The organism is Alteraurantiacibacter buctensis (assembly GCF_009827655.1).
Lineage (GTDB): Bacteria > Pseudomonadota > Alphaproteobacteria > Sphingomonadales > Sphingomonadaceae > Alteraurantiacibacter > Alteraurantiacibacter buctensis.
The window spans coordinates 857,777-876,729 of the sequence record NZ_WTYV01000001.1 but is presented as its reverse complement, the minus strand read 5'-3'; the positions used below and the strand labels follow the sequence as shown (position 1 = coordinate 876,729).

The 18,953-nt window shown below is 67.3% G+C and carries 14 protein-coding genes; 12 read left to right on the top strand and 2 right to left on the bottom strand.

Going from position 1 to position 18,953, the window contains the following annotated elements:
* Window positions 1-2: 2 nt before the first annotated feature.
* Entirely contained in the window at window positions 3-1,286 is a 1,284-nt protein-coding gene (locus tag GRI99_RS04160) for a sugar MFS transporter (RefSeq protein ID WP_202392911.1), read from the bottom strand.
* Between the two features lie 116 nt (window positions 1,287-1,402).
* Here GRI99_RS04160 and GRI99_RS04155 point away from each other — a divergent pair, with 116 nt between their 5' ends.
* From GRI99_RS04155 to GRI99_RS04145, 3 genes are all read left to right on the top strand, one after another.
* The gene (locus GRI99_RS04155) at window positions 1,403-2,566 is read left to right on the top strand and encodes an aldose epimerase family protein (protein ID WP_237438147.1); all 1,164 of its coding nucleotides are present in this window, start codon (window positions 1,403-1,405) and stop codon (window positions 2,564-2,566) included.
* Window positions 2,563-4,368: an IlvD/Edd family dehydratase gene (locus tag GRI99_RS04150; protein ID WP_337192857.1), complete on the top strand. Its 1,806-nt coding sequence runs from the start codon at window positions 2,563-2,565 to the stop codon at window positions 4,366-4,368. Before GRI99_RS04155 ends, GRI99_RS04150 begins: the two co-directional genes overlap by 4 nt.
* A gap of 133 nt (window positions 4,369-4,501) precedes the next feature.
* Window positions 4,502-5,926 (top strand): sulfatase-like hydrolase/transferase, encoded by a 1,425-nt coding sequence (locus GRI99_RS04145; protein WP_160770690.1) that lies wholly within the window; start codon window positions 4,502-4,504, stop codon window positions 5,924-5,926.
* Window positions 5,927-5,942: 16 nt separating this feature from the next.
* Here the strand turns inward: GRI99_RS04145 and GRI99_RS04140 are convergent, their stop codons facing one another.
* A complete protein-coding gene (locus GRI99_RS04140) occupies window positions 5,943-6,632 on the bottom strand; it encodes a GntR family transcriptional regulator (RefSeq protein ID WP_160770689.1) in 690 nt (229 codons plus the stop codon).
* A 138-nt stretch (window positions 6,633-6,770) separates the two neighbouring features.
* Here GRI99_RS04140 and GRI99_RS04135 point away from each other — a divergent pair, with 138 nt between their 5' ends.
* The 9 genes from GRI99_RS04135 to GRI99_RS04095 are packed head-to-tail and all read left to right on the top strand — an operon-like array spanning window position 6,771 to window position 18,930.
* On the top strand, window positions 6,771-9,518 hold the full coding sequence (locus GRI99_RS04135) for a TonB-dependent receptor plug domain-containing protein (RefSeq protein WP_160770688.1): 2,748 nt from the start codon (window positions 6,771-6,773) through the stop codon (window positions 9,516-9,518).
* A 37-nt stretch (window positions 9,519-9,555) separates the two neighbouring features.
* A complete protein-coding gene (locus GRI99_RS04130) occupies window positions 9,556-10,653 on the top strand; it encodes a CapA family protein (RefSeq protein WP_160770687.1) in 1,098 nt (365 codons plus the stop codon).
* Between the two features lies 1 nt (window position 10,654).
* Complete coding sequence (locus GRI99_RS04125) at window positions 10,655-11,116, top strand: TRAP transporter small permease (protein ID WP_160770686.1); 462 nt, start codon at window positions 10,655-10,657, stop codon at window positions 11,114-11,116.
* On the top strand, window positions 11,113-12,423 hold the full coding sequence (locus tag GRI99_RS04120; RefSeq protein ID WP_160770685.1) for a TRAP transporter large permease: 1,311 nt from the start codon (window positions 11,113-11,115) through the stop codon (window positions 12,421-12,423). Before GRI99_RS04125 ends, GRI99_RS04120 begins: the two co-directional genes overlap by 4 nt.
* Window position 12,424: 1 nt before the next feature.
* Entirely contained in the window at window positions 12,425-13,306 is an 882-nt protein-coding gene (locus GRI99_RS04115; RefSeq protein WP_160770684.1) for a 2-hydroxyacyl-CoA dehydratase, read from the top strand.
* Window positions 13,303-15,399, top strand: coding sequence for a CaiB/BaiF CoA-transferase family protein (locus GRI99_RS04110; protein WP_237438094.1), 2,097 nt, complete (start codon window positions 13,303-13,305; stop codon window positions 15,397-15,399). Before GRI99_RS04115 ends, GRI99_RS04110 begins: the two co-directional genes overlap by 4 nt.
* Complete coding sequence (locus GRI99_RS04105; RefSeq protein WP_237438093.1) at window positions 15,396-16,709, top strand: 2-hydroxyacyl-CoA dehydratase subunit D; 1,314 nt, start codon at window positions 15,396-15,398, stop codon at window positions 16,707-16,709. The genes GRI99_RS04110 and GRI99_RS04105 overlap by 4 nt, the downstream gene beginning before the upstream one ends.
* Window positions 16,706-17,749 carry a TRAP transporter substrate-binding protein DctP gene (dctP, locus tag GRI99_RS04100; protein WP_160770682.1) on the top strand — a complete coding sequence of 348 codons (1,044 nt, stop codon included), beginning with the start codon at window positions 16,706-16,708 and terminating at the stop codon, window positions 17,747-17,749. The genes GRI99_RS04105 and dctP overlap by 4 nt, the downstream gene beginning before the upstream one ends.
* On the top strand, window positions 17,746-18,930 hold the full coding sequence (locus GRI99_RS04095) for a CaiB/BaiF CoA transferase family protein (protein WP_237438092.1): 1,185 nt from the start codon (window positions 17,746-17,748) through the stop codon (window positions 18,928-18,930). Before dctP ends, GRI99_RS04095 begins: the two co-directional genes overlap by 4 nt.
* Window positions 18,931-18,953: the final 23 nt, after the last annotated feature.

Sequence of the window (18,953 nt, the reverse complement as noted above, 5' to 3'; positions counted from 1 at the left end):
CCTCAATCGTACTGCGGCCCCGTGGGCCTGGCACCCACCAGCGCGTACCAGATGATGTAGACCTCGCAGGCCACGGTAAGCCAGAAGCTGGTCTGCAGGCCATAACCGTCGGCCAGCCAGCCCTGCACCACCACCAGCGCGCCGCCGGCGATGGCCATGATCAGCAGGCCCGATGCCTCCTCCGTCAGCGGCCCCAGCCCCTTGATGCCAAGGGCAAAGATGGTGGGGAACATGATCGAATGGCCAAGGCCCACCAGGATCAGGCACCACATGGCTACGGGGCCATGCAGGGTCGCAGCACCGATCATCACCAGCAGCGCGAACAGGGCAAAGCAGGCCAGCACCCGGCGCGCATCGAACCGCCGCATCAGGTAGCTGCCGGCAAAGCGCCCCACCATCATCCCACCCCACAGCAGCACCAGGTAATTGGCCGCCTGCGCCGGGGTGATGCCGGCAATGTCTGGCTGGATCACGAAGTTGATGAACAGGTTGGCCACGCCGATCTCGGCGATCAGGTAGATGAAGATGGCGGGCACGGCATAGACCAGGTTCTTGTGCGCCCACAGTGACATGCCCTTGCGCGCCTCCACCCCTGCGCGCTTGGTGGCTGCACCCAGCGCCGGCAGGTTGGAACGCCAGATGATCAGCGCGATCACCAGCAGCACACCTGCCACCAGCATATAGGGCAGCTGCGTCGCCTGCGCGTCAGCCAGCTTCTCTGCCGCGGTTAGCTGGGTGCCTTCCAGCGATGTGCCGCCGGTGGTGCGTGACAGGATCAGGTAGCCGCCGAAATAGGGCGCGAAGAAGGTGCCCATCGAATTGAACGCCTGGACCAGCGTCAGGCGCGATTCGGCGCTCTCCGGCGGGCCGACCACGGCGACATAGGGGTTGGCGGCCACCTGCAGCAGGGTGATGCCGCAGGCGATGACGAACAGCGCCACCAGCGTGACGCCATAACTGGGGATCTGCGCCGCCGGCACCATGCCCAGCGATCCCGCCGCCATCACGCACAGGCCCACCACCAGCGAAGGCTTGTAACCGATCCGCCGGATCAGCATGGCCGAGGGGATCGAGGCGACGAAATAGGCGATGAACCACACGCTCTCGATCAGGGTAGTCTGGGTATAGTTCAGGTCGAACACGCTGCGCAGGTGCGGCAGCAGCGTGTTGTTGATGACCGTGATGAAGCCCCACATGAAGAACAGGCTGGCCAGCAGCGCCAGCGCCGGACCGTACCGGGTGCCGCCTGCGGATGTCTGGGCAGATTCGGTGGTGCTCTCGGCCATTTTCGCAGATCCCCTCAGATCGATCGGGCCAGCCACAAGATCGCAACACTTGCGCGGCCGTTTTTTGTCGGAGTATATGCGCTCCATCAGAAGGTCAATCGGTGAAGGGGCGCATGATGCGGGCTGCGGGTAAACGGGTGGCTTCGGCCGCAGGGGCAATGCTGGCCGTGCTGGCGCTGGCACCTGCCGCCACGGCGGGCGAGGCGCGGCGCGAGAATGCCGGGCAGCTCGCCGACGGAACCCCGATCGAGGCGATCGTGCTCAGCAATTCGCATGGCATCACGGCCCGCGTGCTCACCTATGGTGCCACGCTGCAATCGCTGCTGGTGCCTGGGCGCGGGGGCGAGGTGGCCGACGTGGTGCTGGGCCATGACGATGCCGCCGATTACGAACGCTTCCCCAATTTCTTCGGCGTCACCGTGGGCCGCTATGCCAACCGCATCGCCGGGGCGCGCTTCACGCTGGACGGACGCGAATACCGCCTGCCCGCCAATGACGGGGCCAATTCGCTGCACGGCGGCGGCGCGGGGTTCGACAAGGTGACCTGGCGCGTGGTCTCGGTGGAGAGTGGCCCGGTGGCGCGCGTGGTGCTGGCCCACCGCAGTCCGGATGGCGATGCCGGCTATCCCGGTAACCTGGACGTGCGCGTCACCTATTCGCTGGACGAACAGGGCGCGCTGGGCATCACCTTCGATGCCGTCACTGATGCGCCCACCATCGTCAACATGACCAACCATGCCCTGTTCAACATGGCCGGCGCAGGCGCGCCGCAAGGGGCGATGGTCAACGTGCTGACCATTCCCGCAACGCATTACACTCCGGTCGATGGCGGGCTGATCCCCACCGGGGAACTGCGCGCCGTGGCAGGCACGGTGTTCGACTTCCGCCAGCCCCGCCTGATCGCGGAGGGGCTGCGCGCCGGGACCGACGAGCAGATCCGCCTGGGCCGCGGCTATGACCACAACTTCGCACTCGACAAGGGCGTAACCGCCACCCCGCAGCTTGCCGCGCGGCTGGAAGACCCGGCATCGGGCCGCGTTCTGGAAGTGCTGACTACCGAGCCGGGCGTGCAGTTCTACACCGGCAACTTCCTCGATGGCACCGTCTATGGTCGTGGCAACCTGGCCTATCGCCAGGGCGACGGCATTGCGCTGGAGCCGCAGAAGTTCCCGGATGCGCCCAACCAGCCGGGCTTCGTGTCCGCACGGGTGAATCCGGGCCAGCCCTACCACCACGAAATGGTCTATCGCGTCTCGTGCGATTGCGGGGCCGCCCAGTGAGCGACAAGCCGGTGACTGAAGGCCGCAAACTCCGCTCGCGCGAGTGGTTCGACAACCCCGCCAACATCGACATGACGGCGCTCTACCTGGAGCGCTACCTGAACTTCGGCCTCAGCCTTGAGGAACTGCAATCGGGCAAGCCAATCATCGGCATCGCCCAGACCGGCAGCGACCTGTCGCCCTGCAACCGGCATCACCTGGTGCTGGCCGAGCGCTTGCGCGACGGGATCCGCGAAGCGGGCGGCATTCCACTGGAATTCCCCGTCCACCCGATTCAGGAAACCGGCAAGCGGCCCACGGCGGGACTGGACCGGAACCTGGCCTACCTGGGGCTGGTCGAAGCGCTCTACGGCTATCCGATCGATGGCGTGGTGCTGACCACCGGGTGTGACAAGACCACGCCCGCTTGCCTGATGGCGGCGGCCACGGTGAATATCCCGGCCATTGCCCTGTCGGTCGGCCCCATGCTCAACGGATGGCACAAGGGCGAGCGCACGGGGTCCGGCACCATCGTGTGGAAGGCGCGGCAACTGCTGGCCACCGGCCAGATCGACGATGCGCAGTTCATCCGCCTGGTCGCCTCGTCCGCGCCCAGCACCGGCTATTGCAACACCATGGGCACGGCCACCACGATGAACAGCCTGGCCGAGGCGCTGGGCATGATGCTGCCCGGTTCCGCCGCCATTCCCGCGCCCTATCGCGACCGGCAGGAATGCGCCTGGCGCACCGGCAAGCGGATCGTGGACATGGTGGCCGAGGACCTGAAGCCATCGGACATCATGACGCTGGACGCGTTCCGCAACGCCATCGTCGTCAATTCGGCCATCGGCGGCTCTACCAATGCGCCGATCCACCTGGCCGCGATGGCCCGCCACGTGGGCGTGGACCTGCCGCTGAAGGAATGGGAGCGGCTGGGCCATGAGGTGCCGCTGCTGGTCAACCTGCAGCCGGTGGGTGAATACCTGGGCGAAGATTACTATCGCGCGGGCGGCGTGCCCGCCGTGGTCAACCAGCTGATGGGGGCAGGGCTGATCGCCGAAGATGCGCTGACCGTGAACGGGCGCACCATCGGCGAGAACTGCCGCGGCGTTGCCATCGAGGAAGAGGCGGTGATCCATCCCTGGGGCCAGCCGCTGGTGGAGAACGCCGGCTTTCTGGTCCTGTCGGGCAATCTGTTCGATGCGGCGATCATGAAGACCAGCGCCATCAGCGCCGATTTCCGCGCCCGCTACCTGTCCGATCCGGCCGACCCCGAAGCCTTTACCGGCACCGTGGCCGTGTTCGACGGGCCGGAGGACTACCACCACCGGATCGACGATCCCGCGATGGCGCTGGATGACAACACCATCCTGGTGATGCGCGGAGCGGGGCCGGTGGGCTATCCGGGCGCGGCCGAAGTGGTCAACATGCGGCCCCCCGCCTACCTGATCAGCCAGGGCATCGATGCCATCCCGTGTGTCGGTGACGGCCGCCAGTCGGGCACCAGCGGCAGCCCCTCGATCCTCAATGTCAGCCCGGAAGCGGCGGTGGCGGGCGGCTTGGCGCTGCTCAAGACCGGTGACCGGCTGCGGGTGGACCTGAAGTCGCGGCGCGTGGACGTGTTGCTGGAGGAGGCGGAACTGGACGCCCGCCGGGCCGAGCTGGCGGCCGGTGGCGGCTACCAGTTTCCGGCATCGCAAACCCCGTGGCAGGAAATCCAGCGCAAGCTGGTCGGCCAGCTAGACAGCGGGGCGATCCTGGAAGGCAGCGAGAAATACCAGCGCCTGGCGCAGACACAGGGCGTGCCGCGCGACAACCACTGAGGGCCGCGTCCCGCAAAGGAAAATGCTTGCCGCGCGTATCGAATGCGGCATTCTGGGCGTGGTGGTGGCCGAGATCCGGCGCGCTGGTGGGGAGAGGACCGCCGGTCGCGCCAATGAAAGGCCCGAAGGTTCTATGGCAAGCACATCCGTTACCCGCCGCACCCTGCTGGGCAGTGCCGGGGCCGCCGCACTGGTGGGCGGGGCGCCCGTCCGTGCACAGGATACCGGCGGCACGGCACGCCGCCCCAACATCCTGTTCATCATGGCCGATGACATGGGCTGGGCGGACCTGTCGTGCTATGGTTCGCGCCATATCCGCACCCCCGAGCTTGACCTGCTGGCCGCGCAGGGCGTGAAGCTGACCGATGCCTATGCCAATTCGCCGGTCTGCTCGTGCACCCGGCTGGCGCTGGCCACGGGCCGCTATAACACCCACTTCCGCACCGGGCGGGTGGAGCCGTTCAGCGCCGGGGAATGGGGCGAGACGGCGATCCCCGAAGGCTACGACACCTACATGAAGCTGCTGCAGCAGGCCGGCTATCGCACCGCGCTGGTGGGCAAGTGGCATCTGGGGCCGACCGAAAGGGGCAGCCCGCTCAACTTCGGTTATGACGAGTTCTTCGGCTTCCTGGGCGGCGGGCTCGACTATTTCACCCACGAATACCTGGGCGAACCTGCGCTGATGGAAGGCCGCGATCCGGTGGAGCGCGAGGGCTACATGACCACGCTGCTGGCGGACGAGGCGATCAGGCGGATTGAAGGGGCCGTTGCGGCCGGTCAGCCGTTTGCCATGAACCTGCACTTCAGCGCACCCCACTGGCCGTGGGAAGGGCCGGAGGACTTTGCCCTGGGCACCCAGGGCAACCATAACGATGGCGGCTCGCTGGAAGTCTATGCGGCGATGACCGAAAGCATGGACCGCAACACCGGCCGCGTGCTGCGCGCCATCGACAACCTTGGCCTGACCCACGACACCCTCGTGATCTTCACCAGCGACAACGGGGGCGAGCGCTATTCGGAAGTCTGGCCGTTCCGCGGCACCAAGGGATACCTGCTGGAAGGCGGCATCCGCGTGCCTGCCATCATCCGCTATCCGCGTGTGCTGCGCGCCGGGCAGGTGAGCGACCAGATGGTGGCGACGATGGACTGGTTTCCCACCATGCTGGAGGCCGCCGGGGTAACCTATGACGTGGCGGCGGTGGACGGGATGCCGCTGCTGGGCCTGCTGCAGGGCGGCCAGCGGCAGGACCGCACGCTGTTCTTCAACTTCCAGGGGCATGACCAGCGCGCCGTGCGGCGGGGCCACTGGAAGTGGTATTCGATCGAGGGCAACGAGTTCCTCTACGACCTGTCGGCGGACACCCACGAACGCGCCAACCGCAAGGATGCCGAGCCTGACCTGGCAGCGGACCTGAAGGCCGCGTGGGCCGCGTGGGATGCCACCCAGTCCCCGCGTGACGGCCTGCCCGGCTATTGCGGTACGCCGGAGGCTCAGGCGCTAGAATTGCCGCAACTGGCAACCAGCAACTGCAAGCCCCCGCGCGCAGCCGGCGGCTAGCCGGACTGCGCAAGCGTCAGATATCGATCCCGCCGTGGTGCACGGCGCGGTCGAGGTTGCGCAGGAACTGGTGGCCGTTTTCCACGTGGCCGCGCATGGCCGCCTCGGCGGCGGGCCCGTCGCCTGCCAGCACCGCCGCCACAATCTTGCGGTGGTCATGCGCCGCTTCGCGCAGCCGCTCGCTGCGATAGAAGTTCTCGAACAGCAGGTGGTGAACTGGCGTGCTCAGCCGCTTGACCAGGTCCTCGATCACGAAGTTGCGCGTGCCGTGCATGATCAATGTGTGCCATTCGGCGTTGAGCTGGCCGAACTTTTCGGGTGCGCCGCCTTCCACGCACTCTTCCATCGCATTGGCTAGGTCCACCAGCTTCTGCTTGTCCTCGGCGCTGGCATGCATGGCAAAGTCGCCTGCGCAGATTCCTTCCAACGCGGCGCGGGCGCGATAGAGCTGGCGCACTTCCTCCATTGATGCGCCGCGCACCGATGCGCCGCGGAATTCCTCGATCTCCACCAGCCCCTCGGCCGCCAGCCGCTGCAGGGCTTCGCGCACCTTGAAGCGACTGCCGCCGGTCTGGCGGATGATGTCCACCTCCACCAGCCGCTGGCCGGGCACATAGCGGCTGGACCGGATCTGCGCGCGGATGAAGTCCGCGATCTCGATGCCGCTGGGGCCTTTGCGGGACAGGAGGTCGAAATCTTTGTCCATGATATTTGGGATATCACCGATGACAACCAAATTGTCAACAATATGGTTGTCCAAAATTCGATTGCTCGGACTAATCACTTGGCACATGTGACAGTTTCAGGGTTCCCAGAGAACAGAATCCTTTGAGGGGAGGTTTTCATGTCCAAGAACAACCGCAGGGCCACTGTGCCCGCGTTCCTGCGCACCAGTTCGCTTGCTGCCATCGTTGCCGCCGGCTTCCTGGCCGCACCCGCCTTCGCGCAGGATGCGCAGGATGATACCGCCGACGAAGACGATCGCATCATCGTGACCGGCTCGCGCATCGCCAACGTGGCCCCGGTGGGCGCCACCGTGACCGCGCTGGGCCGCGACGAGATCGAGACCAGCGGCCAGGTCACCATCGACCGCATCATCCAGGACCTGCCGGCCGTGCTGGACGTGGGCTTTTCCGACAGCTCGCGTAACCAGAGCGGCGGCAACGGCAATGCGACCTTCTCGAACTCGATCAACCTGCGCGGCCTCAGCCCGTTCGCCACGCTGATCATCACCGACGGCCACCGGATGACCTCCAACGGCCGCGCCATCAACCCGTCGGTGCTGCCGACGCTGGGTGTCGAGCGGATCGAGGTGATCGCCGACGGTGCCTCGGCCATCTACGGTTCGGATGCCGTGGCCGGCGTGGTCAACCTGATCCCCCGCCGCAATCTGGACGGGGTGGAGGCGTTCGGTCGGTTCAACACAGCCGAGGATGGCGCCTTCCACGAATGGAATGCCGGTGTGGCCCTTGGCCGCGTGTTCGATCGCGGCCAGTTCATGGTCGCCTACGAACACTCGTACCGCTCCAACCTGAGCGGCCTTGATCGCGATTTCGCCACGTCCGACCTGCGCCCCTTCGGCGGGCCGAGCAACCTGTCGCGCCAGTGCAGCCCCGGCACGCTGATCTACCGCGCCCCCGGCGCGGCAGCAGCCACGACCTATCTGCTGCCCGATCAGTTGACGGCCAGCAACGCCAACTCGCTGACCCCCGGCACCCGGGCCGAATGCGACCTGTTCAAGCAGCAGGACCTGTTCCCGGAGCAGGAGTACGATTCTGTCAGCAGCACGCTGACCTATGAATTCCTCGAGGGCGCGGAATTCATCTTCGATGGCTACTTCAATCGCCGCGACTTCTCGCGCACGCCCGGTGCGATCTCGCGCGACCTGGCAGTGCCGCAGACCAACGCCTTTTTCGTGGCACCCAGCTTCTACGTGCCGGGCTCGGGCGGCTATACCATTGCCTACAACTTCAGCCGCGATATCCAGCCCGACCAGTACACCGGCTTCCAGACCAACTGGCAGATCACCCCGGGGCTGCGGATCCAGTTGCCGCATGAGTGGAGCTTCGAAGGGCGCTTCGGCTATGGCAAGGCGAGGGATCGCGCGGATTCGACCGCCGGCCTCAACCTCACCGCGCTGGCGGCGGCGCTGGCCAGCAGCAACCCGGCGACAGCCTTCGACCCCTATGGCTTGGGCCGCACCAGCGCGGCGACGCTGGCGGCCATTTTCGAAGCCGACTCCACTTTCCCCACTGACGCGGAATTCTCCACCTGGCAGGCGGGCGTCAACGGTCCGCTATTCTCGCTGCCCGGCGGCGAGGTGAAGGTTGCCGTCGGTTACGAAGGCCAGCGGCAGGAGCAGACGCGCAACACGGCCACACCCACGGAAGTCACCAACAGGCGCACGATCCATTCGGTCTACACCGAACTGAACGTGCCGGTCTTCGGTCCCGGCAATGCCACGGGCGGCTTCGAGGAGCTGACCGTCACGGCAGCGGTACGCTATGACGATTACAGCGACGTGGGCGGCACCACCAATCCCAAGTTCGGCCTCAACTGGTCGCCGGTGGACGGGGTGATGCTGCGCGGCAGCTATGGCACATCGTTCCGCGCGCCGAGCTTCCCGGAAATCTTCGGCAACTCCACCGCGCTGTTCGTGCAGCCGCGCCAGAATCCGGGCGGCAACCCGCCCGAGCGGTCGGTCTTCACGGTCGGTTCGGGGCCGAACCCCGACCTGCAACCGGAAACCTCCACCACCTGGACCGCAGGTGCCGATTTCGACCTGGTTGACGGGCTGACCGTGGGCGTCACCTATTTCGACATCGCCTATGGCAACACGATCAACAACCTGCTGTCCAGCTCCACGGTTCTGGCGCAGGTGGCGGAATATGCCGGCACGGACATCATCCTGTTCGGCAAGGCCGCCTATGACCGTATCGTGGACATCCGCGACAAGGGCATCGGCGGATCGGCCGCGCCGGTTGCCATCCGTCCGTTCCCCGGTGCCAGCACGGCCTGTCTCGATGCGCCGGCACCGGATTTCTCGAACTGCGTCTTCGTTGACGCGCGCAGCCTCAACCTGGGTCGCTCGCAGATGCGCGGGATCGACTTCAACCTGCGTTACCGGATGGACCTGACCGATGAGGACCAGCTGACCTTCACCGCTACTGGCACCTACCTGACCAGCTACAAGGTGGCCTTCACGCCGAACGGCGCTTTCGTTGACCGGCGCAACACCATCTTCAACCCGCTGACCTTCAAGTCCCGCGCTGCGGTGGCGTGGAACCGCGGGCCGTTTGATGCGCGGCTGCAGTGGACCTATGTCAACGGCTACCGGAACATCAACGTCAACCCGGTGGAGAGGGTGTCGGCCTACAACCTGTTCGACCTCAACTTCGGCTGGGACCTGAACGAGACGTTCGACCTGCCGGGCGAGCGGCTGGTGCTGGGCCTGGAGGTGCGCAACCTGTTCGACCAGGATCCGTCCTACGCAAACATCCTGCCCAACGGCAACAGCGCCGGTGGCTATGACGTGACCGTGGCCGATCCCATCGGACGGCAGTTCGCGGTAAGCCTGCGCGCCGCCTTCTGATAGGATTGGGCCGGGTGGCCGGGTTTCGGGGAATGTGATGATCTCTATTGCCCTGCTCGGCGACCTGGTGCTGGACGAACCCGACGCGGATTACTGGCTGTCGGGCATCGCCCCGGCGCTGCGCCGGGCGGACCTGGCGATTGCCCACCTGGAAGTGCCCCACGCCGATGGGGCGGAAGTGGCGGGCGATGTTCCCGCGCCCGGCGCGCCGGCGGCCAACGTGGCTGCCATCGCCCGGGCCGGGATCGCCATGGTCAGCATGGCCGGCAACCACATGGCGGATTGCGGGCCGGAAGGGCTTGCCGGAACCGTGACCTTGCTGAACCAGGCCGGGGTGGCCCATGCCGGGGCGGGCATGGACGAGGCCGAGGCCCGCCGCCCTGCCATCGCCACCGTGGGCGGTAAGCGGATTGCCCTGCTCAGCTACAATTGCGTGGGACCGGAATTCGGCTGGGCGGGACCCGACCGGGCCGGTTGCGCCTTCCTCCCCATGGGCACCCATGACGGGTCTCCCGTCACGCCCAGGGCGGATCTCGCGGGCCTGCTCCCAATGGCCCGCGAGATCCTGCGGGATGACCTGGCCGCTGCCCGCGCGGCGGCGGATTTCGTGATCGTGGCCCTGCACCAGGGCCGCGTGCATACCCCCGCGCTGATCGAGGCCTACGAGCGGGAAGCCGCCCAGGCCGCGATCGACGCCGGGGCCGATGCGGTGGTGGCCCACCACGCGCATATCGTGCGCGGCATATCGCGCTATCGCGGCAAGCCGGTGTTCCACGGGCTGGGCAACGGCTGCGTTGTCACCCGCGCGCTCTCGCCCGACCAGGACCATCCTGCGCGCGCCGAATGGGCGCGGCAGCGGCAGGAGCTGTTCGGCTTCACCCCCGATCCCGCCTATACCCTGGCGCCCTTCCATCCGGAGGCGGTCAACGCCTTCATCGGCCGCCTGTGGCTGCACGATGATGGCCGCGTGGAGGCGGGCATCGAACCCGTGCATGTGGAGCCACCGGGCCGCCCCGTGCTGGCCGATGCCGACCGCGCGCCAGCCATTGCCCGCTATGTGGAGCGGATTACCGCCGCAGCGGGCTTGCCAGCCATCGCCATTAATGCCGAATATCGTATCAGCGAGGTGGCCTGACATGCTGAAGCCGGGAATGCTGAAAACTGGGCTGATCTGGGTGGGCGGGGTGGCCCTGCTGCTGGCCACCGGCATCGACAGCCTGGCCATCGTCTGCCGCTACCTGGGCTTTCCCGTCACCGGCTCGATCGAGATGATGCAGGCCGTGGTGCTAGTCTCCGGCGTGATCGCGCTGGTCATGTCCACCTGGGAGGACAGCCACGCCCGCGTCCACCTGCTGCTTGACCGCCTGGGCCCGGGCGGCAAGGCGCTGGCGCACTGGCTGTCTGACCTGACAACCCTCCTGTTCCTTGCTGCTCTGCTGGCCGGATCGGTGTGGCTGGCCCTTGACCTGTGGAACGGATTCGAGCGCAGCGAACTGGTGGGTGTGCCTTGGTCGGTGCTGCGGCTGGTGGTCAACGGTGGCCTGATCCTCACCATCGTGCTGCTTGCCATCCGCCTAGTGCGGAGGCCGGAGGCATGATCTGGGCCACCTCCGCTACGGCACTGGTCGGTGTCGGCATCCTGCTGGCGCTACTGCTGGCGGGCGTGCGTATCGGCGTGGCGCTGGGGCTGGTCGGGCTTGGCGGGCTGGCCCTGATCCTAGGGCCGGAAGCCGCGCTGATAAAATCGGGCGTGATCCTGGTGGACACGCTGACCCGCTATGAACTGGGCACGCTGCCGCTGTTCCTGTTCATGGCCCACGTGTTCTTCTCGGTCGATGCCAGCCGCGACCTGTTCGATGCCGCAGCCAAGCTGATCGGCCATCGCAAGGGGGGCCTGGCCTATGCCTCCATCGCCGGCTGTGCAGGCTTCGGCACGATCAACGGGTCGAGCCTGGCGACAACCGCCACGGTGGGGCTGGTGGCCTATCCGGAAATGCGCCGCCGTGGCTATGCCGATACCTTGTCCACCGGCACCATCGCGGCCGGGGGCACGCTGGGGCAGATGATCCCGCCTTCGGGCGCGCTGATCGTGTTCGGGATCATTGCCGAGACGTCGATCGGCGACCTGTTCACCGCCGCGATCATCCCCGGCATCACCCAGGCGCTGTTCTATGCCGCCGTGGTCTTCGTGCTGGTGCGCCTGCGCCCGGACATCGCCCCGGCGGGCGAGCGGGCCCCGTGGGCAGAGCGCCTGCGCGCACTGGGCCGGGTATGGGAAATCGGCCTGCTGGTGGCACTGATCATCGGCGGCATCGCCACGGGCCTTGTCAGCCCGTCGGAAGCGGCGGCCATGGGGGCAGCGGGCGCGCTGATCATCGCCGCCCTGCGCCGCAAGCTGACGCGTGCCTCGCTGTTCCACGCCTTTGCCGAAACGCTGCGGACCAGCGGCCTCATCTACATGATCCTGTTCGGCGCGCTGATCTTTGCCGCCTTCATCGGGGTGACGGGCCTGGCCGATGCGGCGGGCCAGGCGGTGTCGGACCTGGGCATGGGCACGGTGGCCACGCTGGTTGTGCTGGCGCTGATCCTGCTGCTGCTGGGATCGCTGCTGGATGGCCTGGCGCTGATGCTGCTGACCACGCCGATCATGCTGCCGATCGCGCAGGAAGCGGGGATGAGCGCGGTCTGGTTCGGCATCTTCATCACCCGGGCGATGGAGATCGGCTTCGTCCACCCGCCGCTGGGGATGAACCTGTATGTGATGCAGGGCGTGGCCAGGGATGTGAGCATCGGGCGCATCTTCAAGGGCGTGGTGCCGTTCCTGGCCAGCGATTTCGTGCACCTGCTGCTGATTATCCTGTTCCCGGCCATGGTCATGTGGCTGCCGGACGTGCTGGGGAACTGATGTGATCGCGCTTGCCGGACCGAACCTGCCCCACGAATTGCTTGCCGCCGCCGGCAAGCACGGCGGGGCGATTGCGCTGGGCCTGGACCAGCCCACACCGCGCGCGCAGCAGTGGCTGGAAAGCAAGTTCGCCCCCCACGCCTTTGCCCTGGTGGAGAGCTGGGCTGCCGGAGCCTATGACCACCTGGACGCCGTGCTGTTCAGCCGGGCGGACGACACCTCGCAGCGGCTGTATTATTACCTGTGCGAACTCCAGCGGCGCGGGCTGCTGGCAGGGCCGCGCCCGCTGATCTTCGACGTGGGCAAGATCCCGCGCACCAGCAGCCGTGACCTGACCGTGGCCGCCGTGCGCAGGCTGGCGGGTGAGCTCGGCGTGGGCGATGCGGCGCTGGAGGCCGCCATCGTGGCGGGCAACCGGGCGCGGGCTGGGCAACCGGGCGGCAGTCCCTCCGGCCCTGTCTGCCTGCTACACGGCACGCCTCCGCCCGACCGGCGGCTGCACCAGGTCATCGAGGCGGCAGGCTTTGCTGCCAGCGGCCTGACGATGGAGGAGCTTTGGCTCTCCCCCGGCCCCGCCGTGGCGGAGGGCACCGGCGACCCGGCCGCCGCGCTGGGCACGCAGCTCCACGCCCGCCAGCAGGGCGCGCGCAGCTTTGCCGATCCCGCTGCCTTTATCCGCCAGTCCGTCGAGACTGCCGGGGCCAGCGCCGTGGTGTTGTGGCGGATCGAGGAGGACGAGGCGCAGACCTGGCAGTTTCCCGCCGAGCAGAGGGCGCTGGCGGAACTGGGTCTGCCTACGCTGGTGCTCACCCGCACCGACTGGCAGGCCCGCGATGGCGCACCCGCCGCGATAGCCGAATTTCTTGCAGGAGTTGCCCGATGAATCCCGCGATGAAGCCCCTCGATGGCCACCGCGTGGCGATCCTTGGCGGCATGGCGGATAGGCCGCTTGCGCGATACCTCGCCTCGCTGGGCGCGGAGCTGGGCGGGCCGGTGGCCGGGGCCAGCTTCGTGATCGACGACCTGGGGCTGGAGCAGACTGCCGGTCTGGGCATTCCGGAAAGCGCCGTGCACGTTTCGGTCACGCCCTTCGGATCGGGTGGCCCCCGTTCGGACTGGCGCGGCGGCGAACTGGTAGCCTCGGCCATGGGCGGGGCCCTTCGGCTGACGGGCGAGCCGGGCGAGAAGCCGGTGAAGGAAGCAGGTGATGCCTGCACCTTCCATGCCGACATGGTGGCGGCAGCCGGTGCCTTGGCGGCCCATTTCGCGCGCGGCACCCACGGGTACGGACAGCACGTGGATATTTCGATCCAGCAGGTGGCGATGAGCCGCAACGTCAACGGCGTGCTGGTGTGGGAGTTCGACAAGCGCAAGCTCGACCGCGCCGGGGGCTGCATCGCCTATGGCCGCGCCACGGTGCGGGTGATCTGGCAACTGGCCGACGGCTGGTGCTTTCACGCGCTGATGACCGGGCGGCTGGGTGCGCCTGCCAACAAGGCCCTGTCGGACTGGATGGACGAGGCCGGTTTCCCCAACCCGATGCAGGGGGTGGACTGGCTGGCCTACAACCGCTCCACCCTGGCGGCGGAGACTCGCGCCGAATGGCAGGCGGCGATGGACGCCTTCTTCCGCAGCCGCAACAAGGCCGAGATCGCCGGCGAAGGGCGGCGGCGCGGGATCAACGCCTGCGTGGTCAACGAGCCGGCCGACGTGCTGGCCGACGAACACCTGAAGGCGCGCGGCTTCCTCGATACGGCGGATGGCCTGCCGGAGCGGTTCGCCGCGATCCGCACCGGGCAGCCGGCGGCCGCGCCCGCGATCCATGCGGGGAAGCGCCCGGGTCCGCTGTCCGGCGTGAAAGTGCTGGATTTTGCCTGGGCGCTGGTCGGCTCGATCACCACCAAGACGCTGGGCGATCTTGGGGCCGAGGTGGTCAAGATCGAAACCCGCAGCCGCCCGGACCTGGCCCGGCTGGACGTGCAGGTTTCCGCCTCCACGGCCACCAGCCTTGATGACAAGCCGTGGTTCGCCCACCTCAACACCTCGAAGCGCAGCCTGACGCTGGACCTGAAAAAGCCCGAGGCGAGGGCCGTGCTCGATCCGCTGATCGACTGGGCGGATGTGGTGGTGGAGAACTTCTCGCCCGGCACCATGGCCAAGCTGGGGCTGGACTATGACAGCCTGGTGAAGCGCAATCCGGCAGTTGTGATGGTCTCGGGCAGCGTGTTCGGGCAGACCGGGCCGCTGGCGCAGGAATGGGGCGTGGACGGCACCGGCGGCGCGCTGTCGGGGCGGACTTTCCTCACCGGCTATCCTGATCGCGACCCGGTGATCCCCGGCGCGGTGCCCTATGGCGATGTGATCGTGCCATTCGTGATGGCGGGCCACGTGGCCGCTGCCCTGCAGCACCGGCGTGCAACCGGGCAGGGCTGCCACATCGATGCCAGCATGTACGAGATCTGCGTGCAGCAGATGCGCGACTTCCTGGCGGCAGCGAAGCGCGGCGAGCGCCCGCAACGCATGGGCAATGCCGATCCGGCGGTCTTCTGGCAGGACGTCCTGCCTGCCGCTGGCGAGGACCGCTGGGTGGCCATCACTGCCTTCGATGAGGCGGATTACAAGCGGCTGATCCGCATCACCGGCGAGGACATCGCCGGCTGGACCCGTACCCGCAGCGACATCGGCATTGCCGAACTGCTGCAGCAGGCGGGCATTGCTGCCGGTGCCCTGCAGGATTGCGAGGACCTGATGGACCACGATCCGCAGATTGCCACGCGGGCTGCGCTTGTCACGCTCGATCATCCGCTGCTGGGGCCGTTCGGGCACGTGGCGACGCCCATCCGCTTTGCTCGCGATGTGCCGGCCCCGTTCCGCGCCCCGGGCATGGGCGAGCACGCGCACCAGGTGGCGGCGGAGATTTGCGGGCTGGATGCCGCCACCATTGCCGCGCTTGAAGACCAGGGAGTGTTCCGTTGACCACCGCCGCGAACACCGCCCCGCCTGCTTCCGTCAACCAGCGCAGCCGCAAGATGCTGGCCTGCACGGCGGAAGCGACCGCCTACCAGAAGGCGTTTGGCCAGGAACTGCGCCGCCGCGTGGTGGAGGACCGTGAGCCTTACGCCATCGTCCAGGCCGATACCCCGCACGAGCTGTTCCACGCGATGGATATCCCCATCGTCACCAACCAGTGGTGGAGCGCCTATATCTCGGCCAAGCAGCTCTCCACCCGCTACTTCGACAAGCTGGTGGAGGCGGGCTATCCCGCCAACTCCTGCAAGTACTGCTCGCTGGGCCTGGCCTGCAGCGTGGCGAACGAGTCGGAGACTGCCCCCTGGGGCGGCCTGCCGACCCCCACGGTGATGGTGGCGCGGCTTACCTGTGATTGCATCCAGCAAGTCTTTGGCCAGTGGGCCAACCTGCTGGGCAGCGAATTCTTCCCGATGGAAGCGCCCGCCTGGACCGACAAGGACCCGCAGTGGTTCGCCCATTCGCGTGACGAGTGGCGGCGCGTGTACCAGCCCGACCGCATCGCCCACATGGTGGCCGAGATGCAGGACCTGATCGCGCTCCTCGAGAACCGCACCGGACGCAAGTTTGATGAGGGCAAGTTCCACCACCTGATGGAACAGATCAACGTGCAGGAAGGCTATATCTGGGAAGCCGCGCAGGCCATCGGCAAGGCGCGGCCCTGTCCGGTCTCGATTGCCGAGCAGATGCCCAACACCATGATCCCGCAATGGCACCGCGGGTCTGACTGGGCCGTGGCCCATGCGAAGAAGTTCCGTGACGAGGTGCTGGAGCGCATCGCCACCGGGCAGGGTACCAGCGGCAACGAGAAGCTGCGCCTGATGTGGATCGGCGCGGGCGTGTGGCACGATCCCGGCTTCTACCAGGCGCTGGAAGAAAGCCTTGGCGCGGTCTTCGTCTGGTCGATGTACATGCCCTTTGCCGGCCCCGCATATATCCGCGAGCTGCAGGGCAGCCCGATGGAGGCGCTGGCCAGCCGCGTGGCATCCATGAACGAGACGCTGCACCTGCCGCCGTGGATGAACGGCTGGATGGTGGCGGAAGCGCAGCGCTGCGGCATCGATGCCTGCGTGCTGCTGCTACCGCCAGATAACCGCCTGTCGCAATCGGGCACCAAGCTGACCGCGCTGGCGCTGGAGGATGCCGGGGTGCCGGTGCTGATGATCGATGCCGACATGGTTGATGCCAAGATCTGGGACCATGACCGGATGGTGGGCATGGTGGCCGATTTCCTGCGCGAGAAGGGACTGGCGCAATGAGGTGGCTGGCGACCCTGTTCGCTACCCTGTGTGCGGCGCTGCTGGTCGCGTCCTGCGCGAAACCGCTGCCTGCGGGCGTGACCGAGCTGACCTATGCCACCCCCTATCCGCCCAGCCACCCGTTCAGCAAGGCGGACCAGCGCTGGATGGACTGGGTGGAAGAGCAGTCGCAGGGCCGCATCCGCGTACGCCCGCTGTGGTCCGGCTCGCTGCTCTCGGCCGACATGTCGATGGAGGAACTGCGCCACGGGGTGGCCGATATCGGGCTGATCACGCCGATCTATGTGCGCGGCGGCACGCACCTGATCCGCATCCAGTCGGGCTTCTATTCGGGCGTTAAAACGGTCGAAGGGCAGGTTGCCCTCTACCGCTGCCTGGAGGCTGGCGAACCGCAGGTGGCGCGCGAGCTGCAGGGGCTGAAGGTGCTGGCGGTGCAGGGCGGCCTGCTGCCGGGCCTGCTCACCCGCAACCGGCGCGTGACCAGCCTCGATGACATTCGCGGCCTGCGCATCCGCGCCCCCACCGAACTGCTGCCGGTGCTGCGCAACCTGGGGGCAGACCCGGTGAACATGCCGATGGGCGAGGTCTATTCGGCCCTGACCAAGGGCGTGATCGACGGGGTTGTGGCCCCGCCCGATACCTTCCGCGCCCTGCACTTCGTGGACGTGGGCAAGTATTACTTCGACATGCAGGTGCCGCGCGGTGCCTATCCCGCGCGGGCAATGGGGGAAGCGCGGTGGAACACGCTGGAGCCCTGGCAGCGTGACCTGCTGGAACGCAGCACGGCCGTGTGGGAGGCTGCGCTGGCCGAGGAAATCCGCGCCTCCGAAGCCGTGGGGCGCGCAGCGGGTGAGGGGATCATCACCTATGCCCGCATCACGCCTGCCGACCAGCGCCGGTTCGACGAGCTCTACCTGCACGATGCCCGCATCAACGCCCAGCGCCTGAATGCCTATGGCATTGACGGCCTGCGCGCCTTCAACCTTGTCCGGTCGAGCATAGCCGGGCCCGATACCATCACTTGCGGAGACCCCAGTTGAGCCAGCCCCTTGCCCAGCCCCTCTCAGGCATCCGGGTGGCCGATTTCAGCCACGTCATGGCGGGCCCTTTCGCCACTCACCTGCTGTGCCTGATGGGCGCGGAGGTGATCAAGATCGAGCCGCTGAAGGGTGACGGCTTCCGCAACTATGGCTCGAACCGCGATTTTGACGGGATGAGCCCGGCCTTCGTGGCCGCCAACGTGGGCAAGAAGAGCATTGCCCTGAACCTGAAGGATCCCGCCGACCTGGAGATCGCCCGCCGCATCGTGGGCAAATCGCAGGTCCTGGTGGAGAACTATCGCCCCGGCGTGATCGACCGGCTGGGGCTGGGCTACGATGCGGTGCGCCAGTTCCGGCCGGATATCGTGTTCTGCTCGGTCTCCGGATATGGCCAGAACAGCCCGCAGCGCAACTGGCCGGCAATCGACAACATCGTCCAGGCCACCAGCGGCATGATGATGCTGAGCGGCGCGGAAGGCGAGCCGCCGGTGCGGGTGGGCTTCCCCATCGTCGATACGCTCACCGGGCAGACCGCCGCCGTCGCCATCCTGGGCGCACTGATGCAGCGCGAGCGGACCGGGCAGGGCGCCTATATCGACGTTTCGATGCTGGAGGCGAGCATGGCCTTCATGACATCGGCCCTTACACCCTACCTGGTCACCGGCACGGCGCTGAAGCGGCTGGGCAATACCGGCTATAGCGAGCTGCCCACCGCCGGCCTGTTCGTGGCGCGCGATGGGCGGCACATCTCGCTGGGCGTGGTGCAGGAAAACCAGTTCGTCCAGCTTGCCCGCTTGCTGGGACAGGACCAGTGGCTGGCCGATCCGCGCTATGCCACCACCGATGCGCGGCGGGCCAACTTCGCCGCCATGGTGGCCGAGCTGGAAGCGATCCTGGTCACGCGTGACGCGGCAGAGTGGGAGCGCCTGCTGAGCGAGGCCGGCATACCTTGCGGCATGGTGCGCCGGGTGGACGAGGCGGCGCAGCTTTGCGATCCCGCCGCGCTGCTTGATGTCCACCTGCCGAATGTGCCCATCTCCAGCCATCAGGGCAACGGCCATGTCGCCGTGCCCAATGCCGGCTTCCGGATGACGCCGGGCAACCCCGGCACCAGCCAGCCGCCGCCGGTGATCGACGGCAACCGGGACGAGATCCTCGCCTGGCTGGATGCGGACGACTGACAAGACGCGAGAACCTTGGGAGA

What these genes read in the sequence shown, in the direction of transcription:
- GRI99_RS04160 (WP_202392911.1), bottom strand. Translation starts at nt 1,286, where the DNA reads ATGGCCGAGAGCACCACCGAATCTGCCCAGACATCCGCAGGCGGCACC.
- GRI99_RS04155 (WP_237438147.1), top strand. Translation starts at nt 1,403, where the DNA reads ATGCGGGCTGCGGGTAAACGGGTGGCTTCGGCCGCAGGGGCAATGCTG.
- GRI99_RS04145 (WP_160770690.1), top strand. Translation starts at nt 4,502, where the DNA reads ATGGCAAGCACATCCGTTACCCGCCGCACCCTGCTGGGCAGTGCCGGG.
- GRI99_RS04140 (WP_160770689.1), bottom strand. Translation starts at nt 6,632, where the DNA reads ATGGACAAAGATTTCGACCTCCTGTCCCGCAAAGGCCCCAGCGGCATC.
- GRI99_RS04135 (WP_160770688.1), top strand. Translation starts at nt 6,771, where the DNA reads ATGTCCAAGAACAACCGCAGGGCCACTGTGCCCGCGTTCCTGCGCACC.
- GRI99_RS04130 (WP_160770687.1), top strand. Translation starts at nt 9,556, where the DNA reads ATGATCTCTATTGCCCTGCTCGGCGACCTGGTGCTGGACGAACCCGAC.
- GRI99_RS04125 (WP_160770686.1), top strand. Translation starts at nt 10,655, where the DNA reads ATGCTGAAGCCGGGAATGCTGAAAACTGGGCTGATCTGGGTGGGCGGG.
- GRI99_RS04120 (WP_160770685.1), top strand. Translation starts at nt 11,113, where the DNA reads ATGATCTGGGCCACCTCCGCTACGGCACTGGTCGGTGTCGGCATCCTG.
- GRI99_RS04110 (WP_237438094.1), top strand. Translation starts at nt 13,303, where the DNA reads ATGAATCCCGCGATGAAGCCCCTCGATGGCCACCGCGTGGCGATCCTT.
- dctP (WP_160770682.1), top strand. Translation starts at nt 16,706, where the DNA reads ATGAGGTGGCTGGCGACCCTGTTCGCTACCCTGTGTGCGGCGCTGCTG.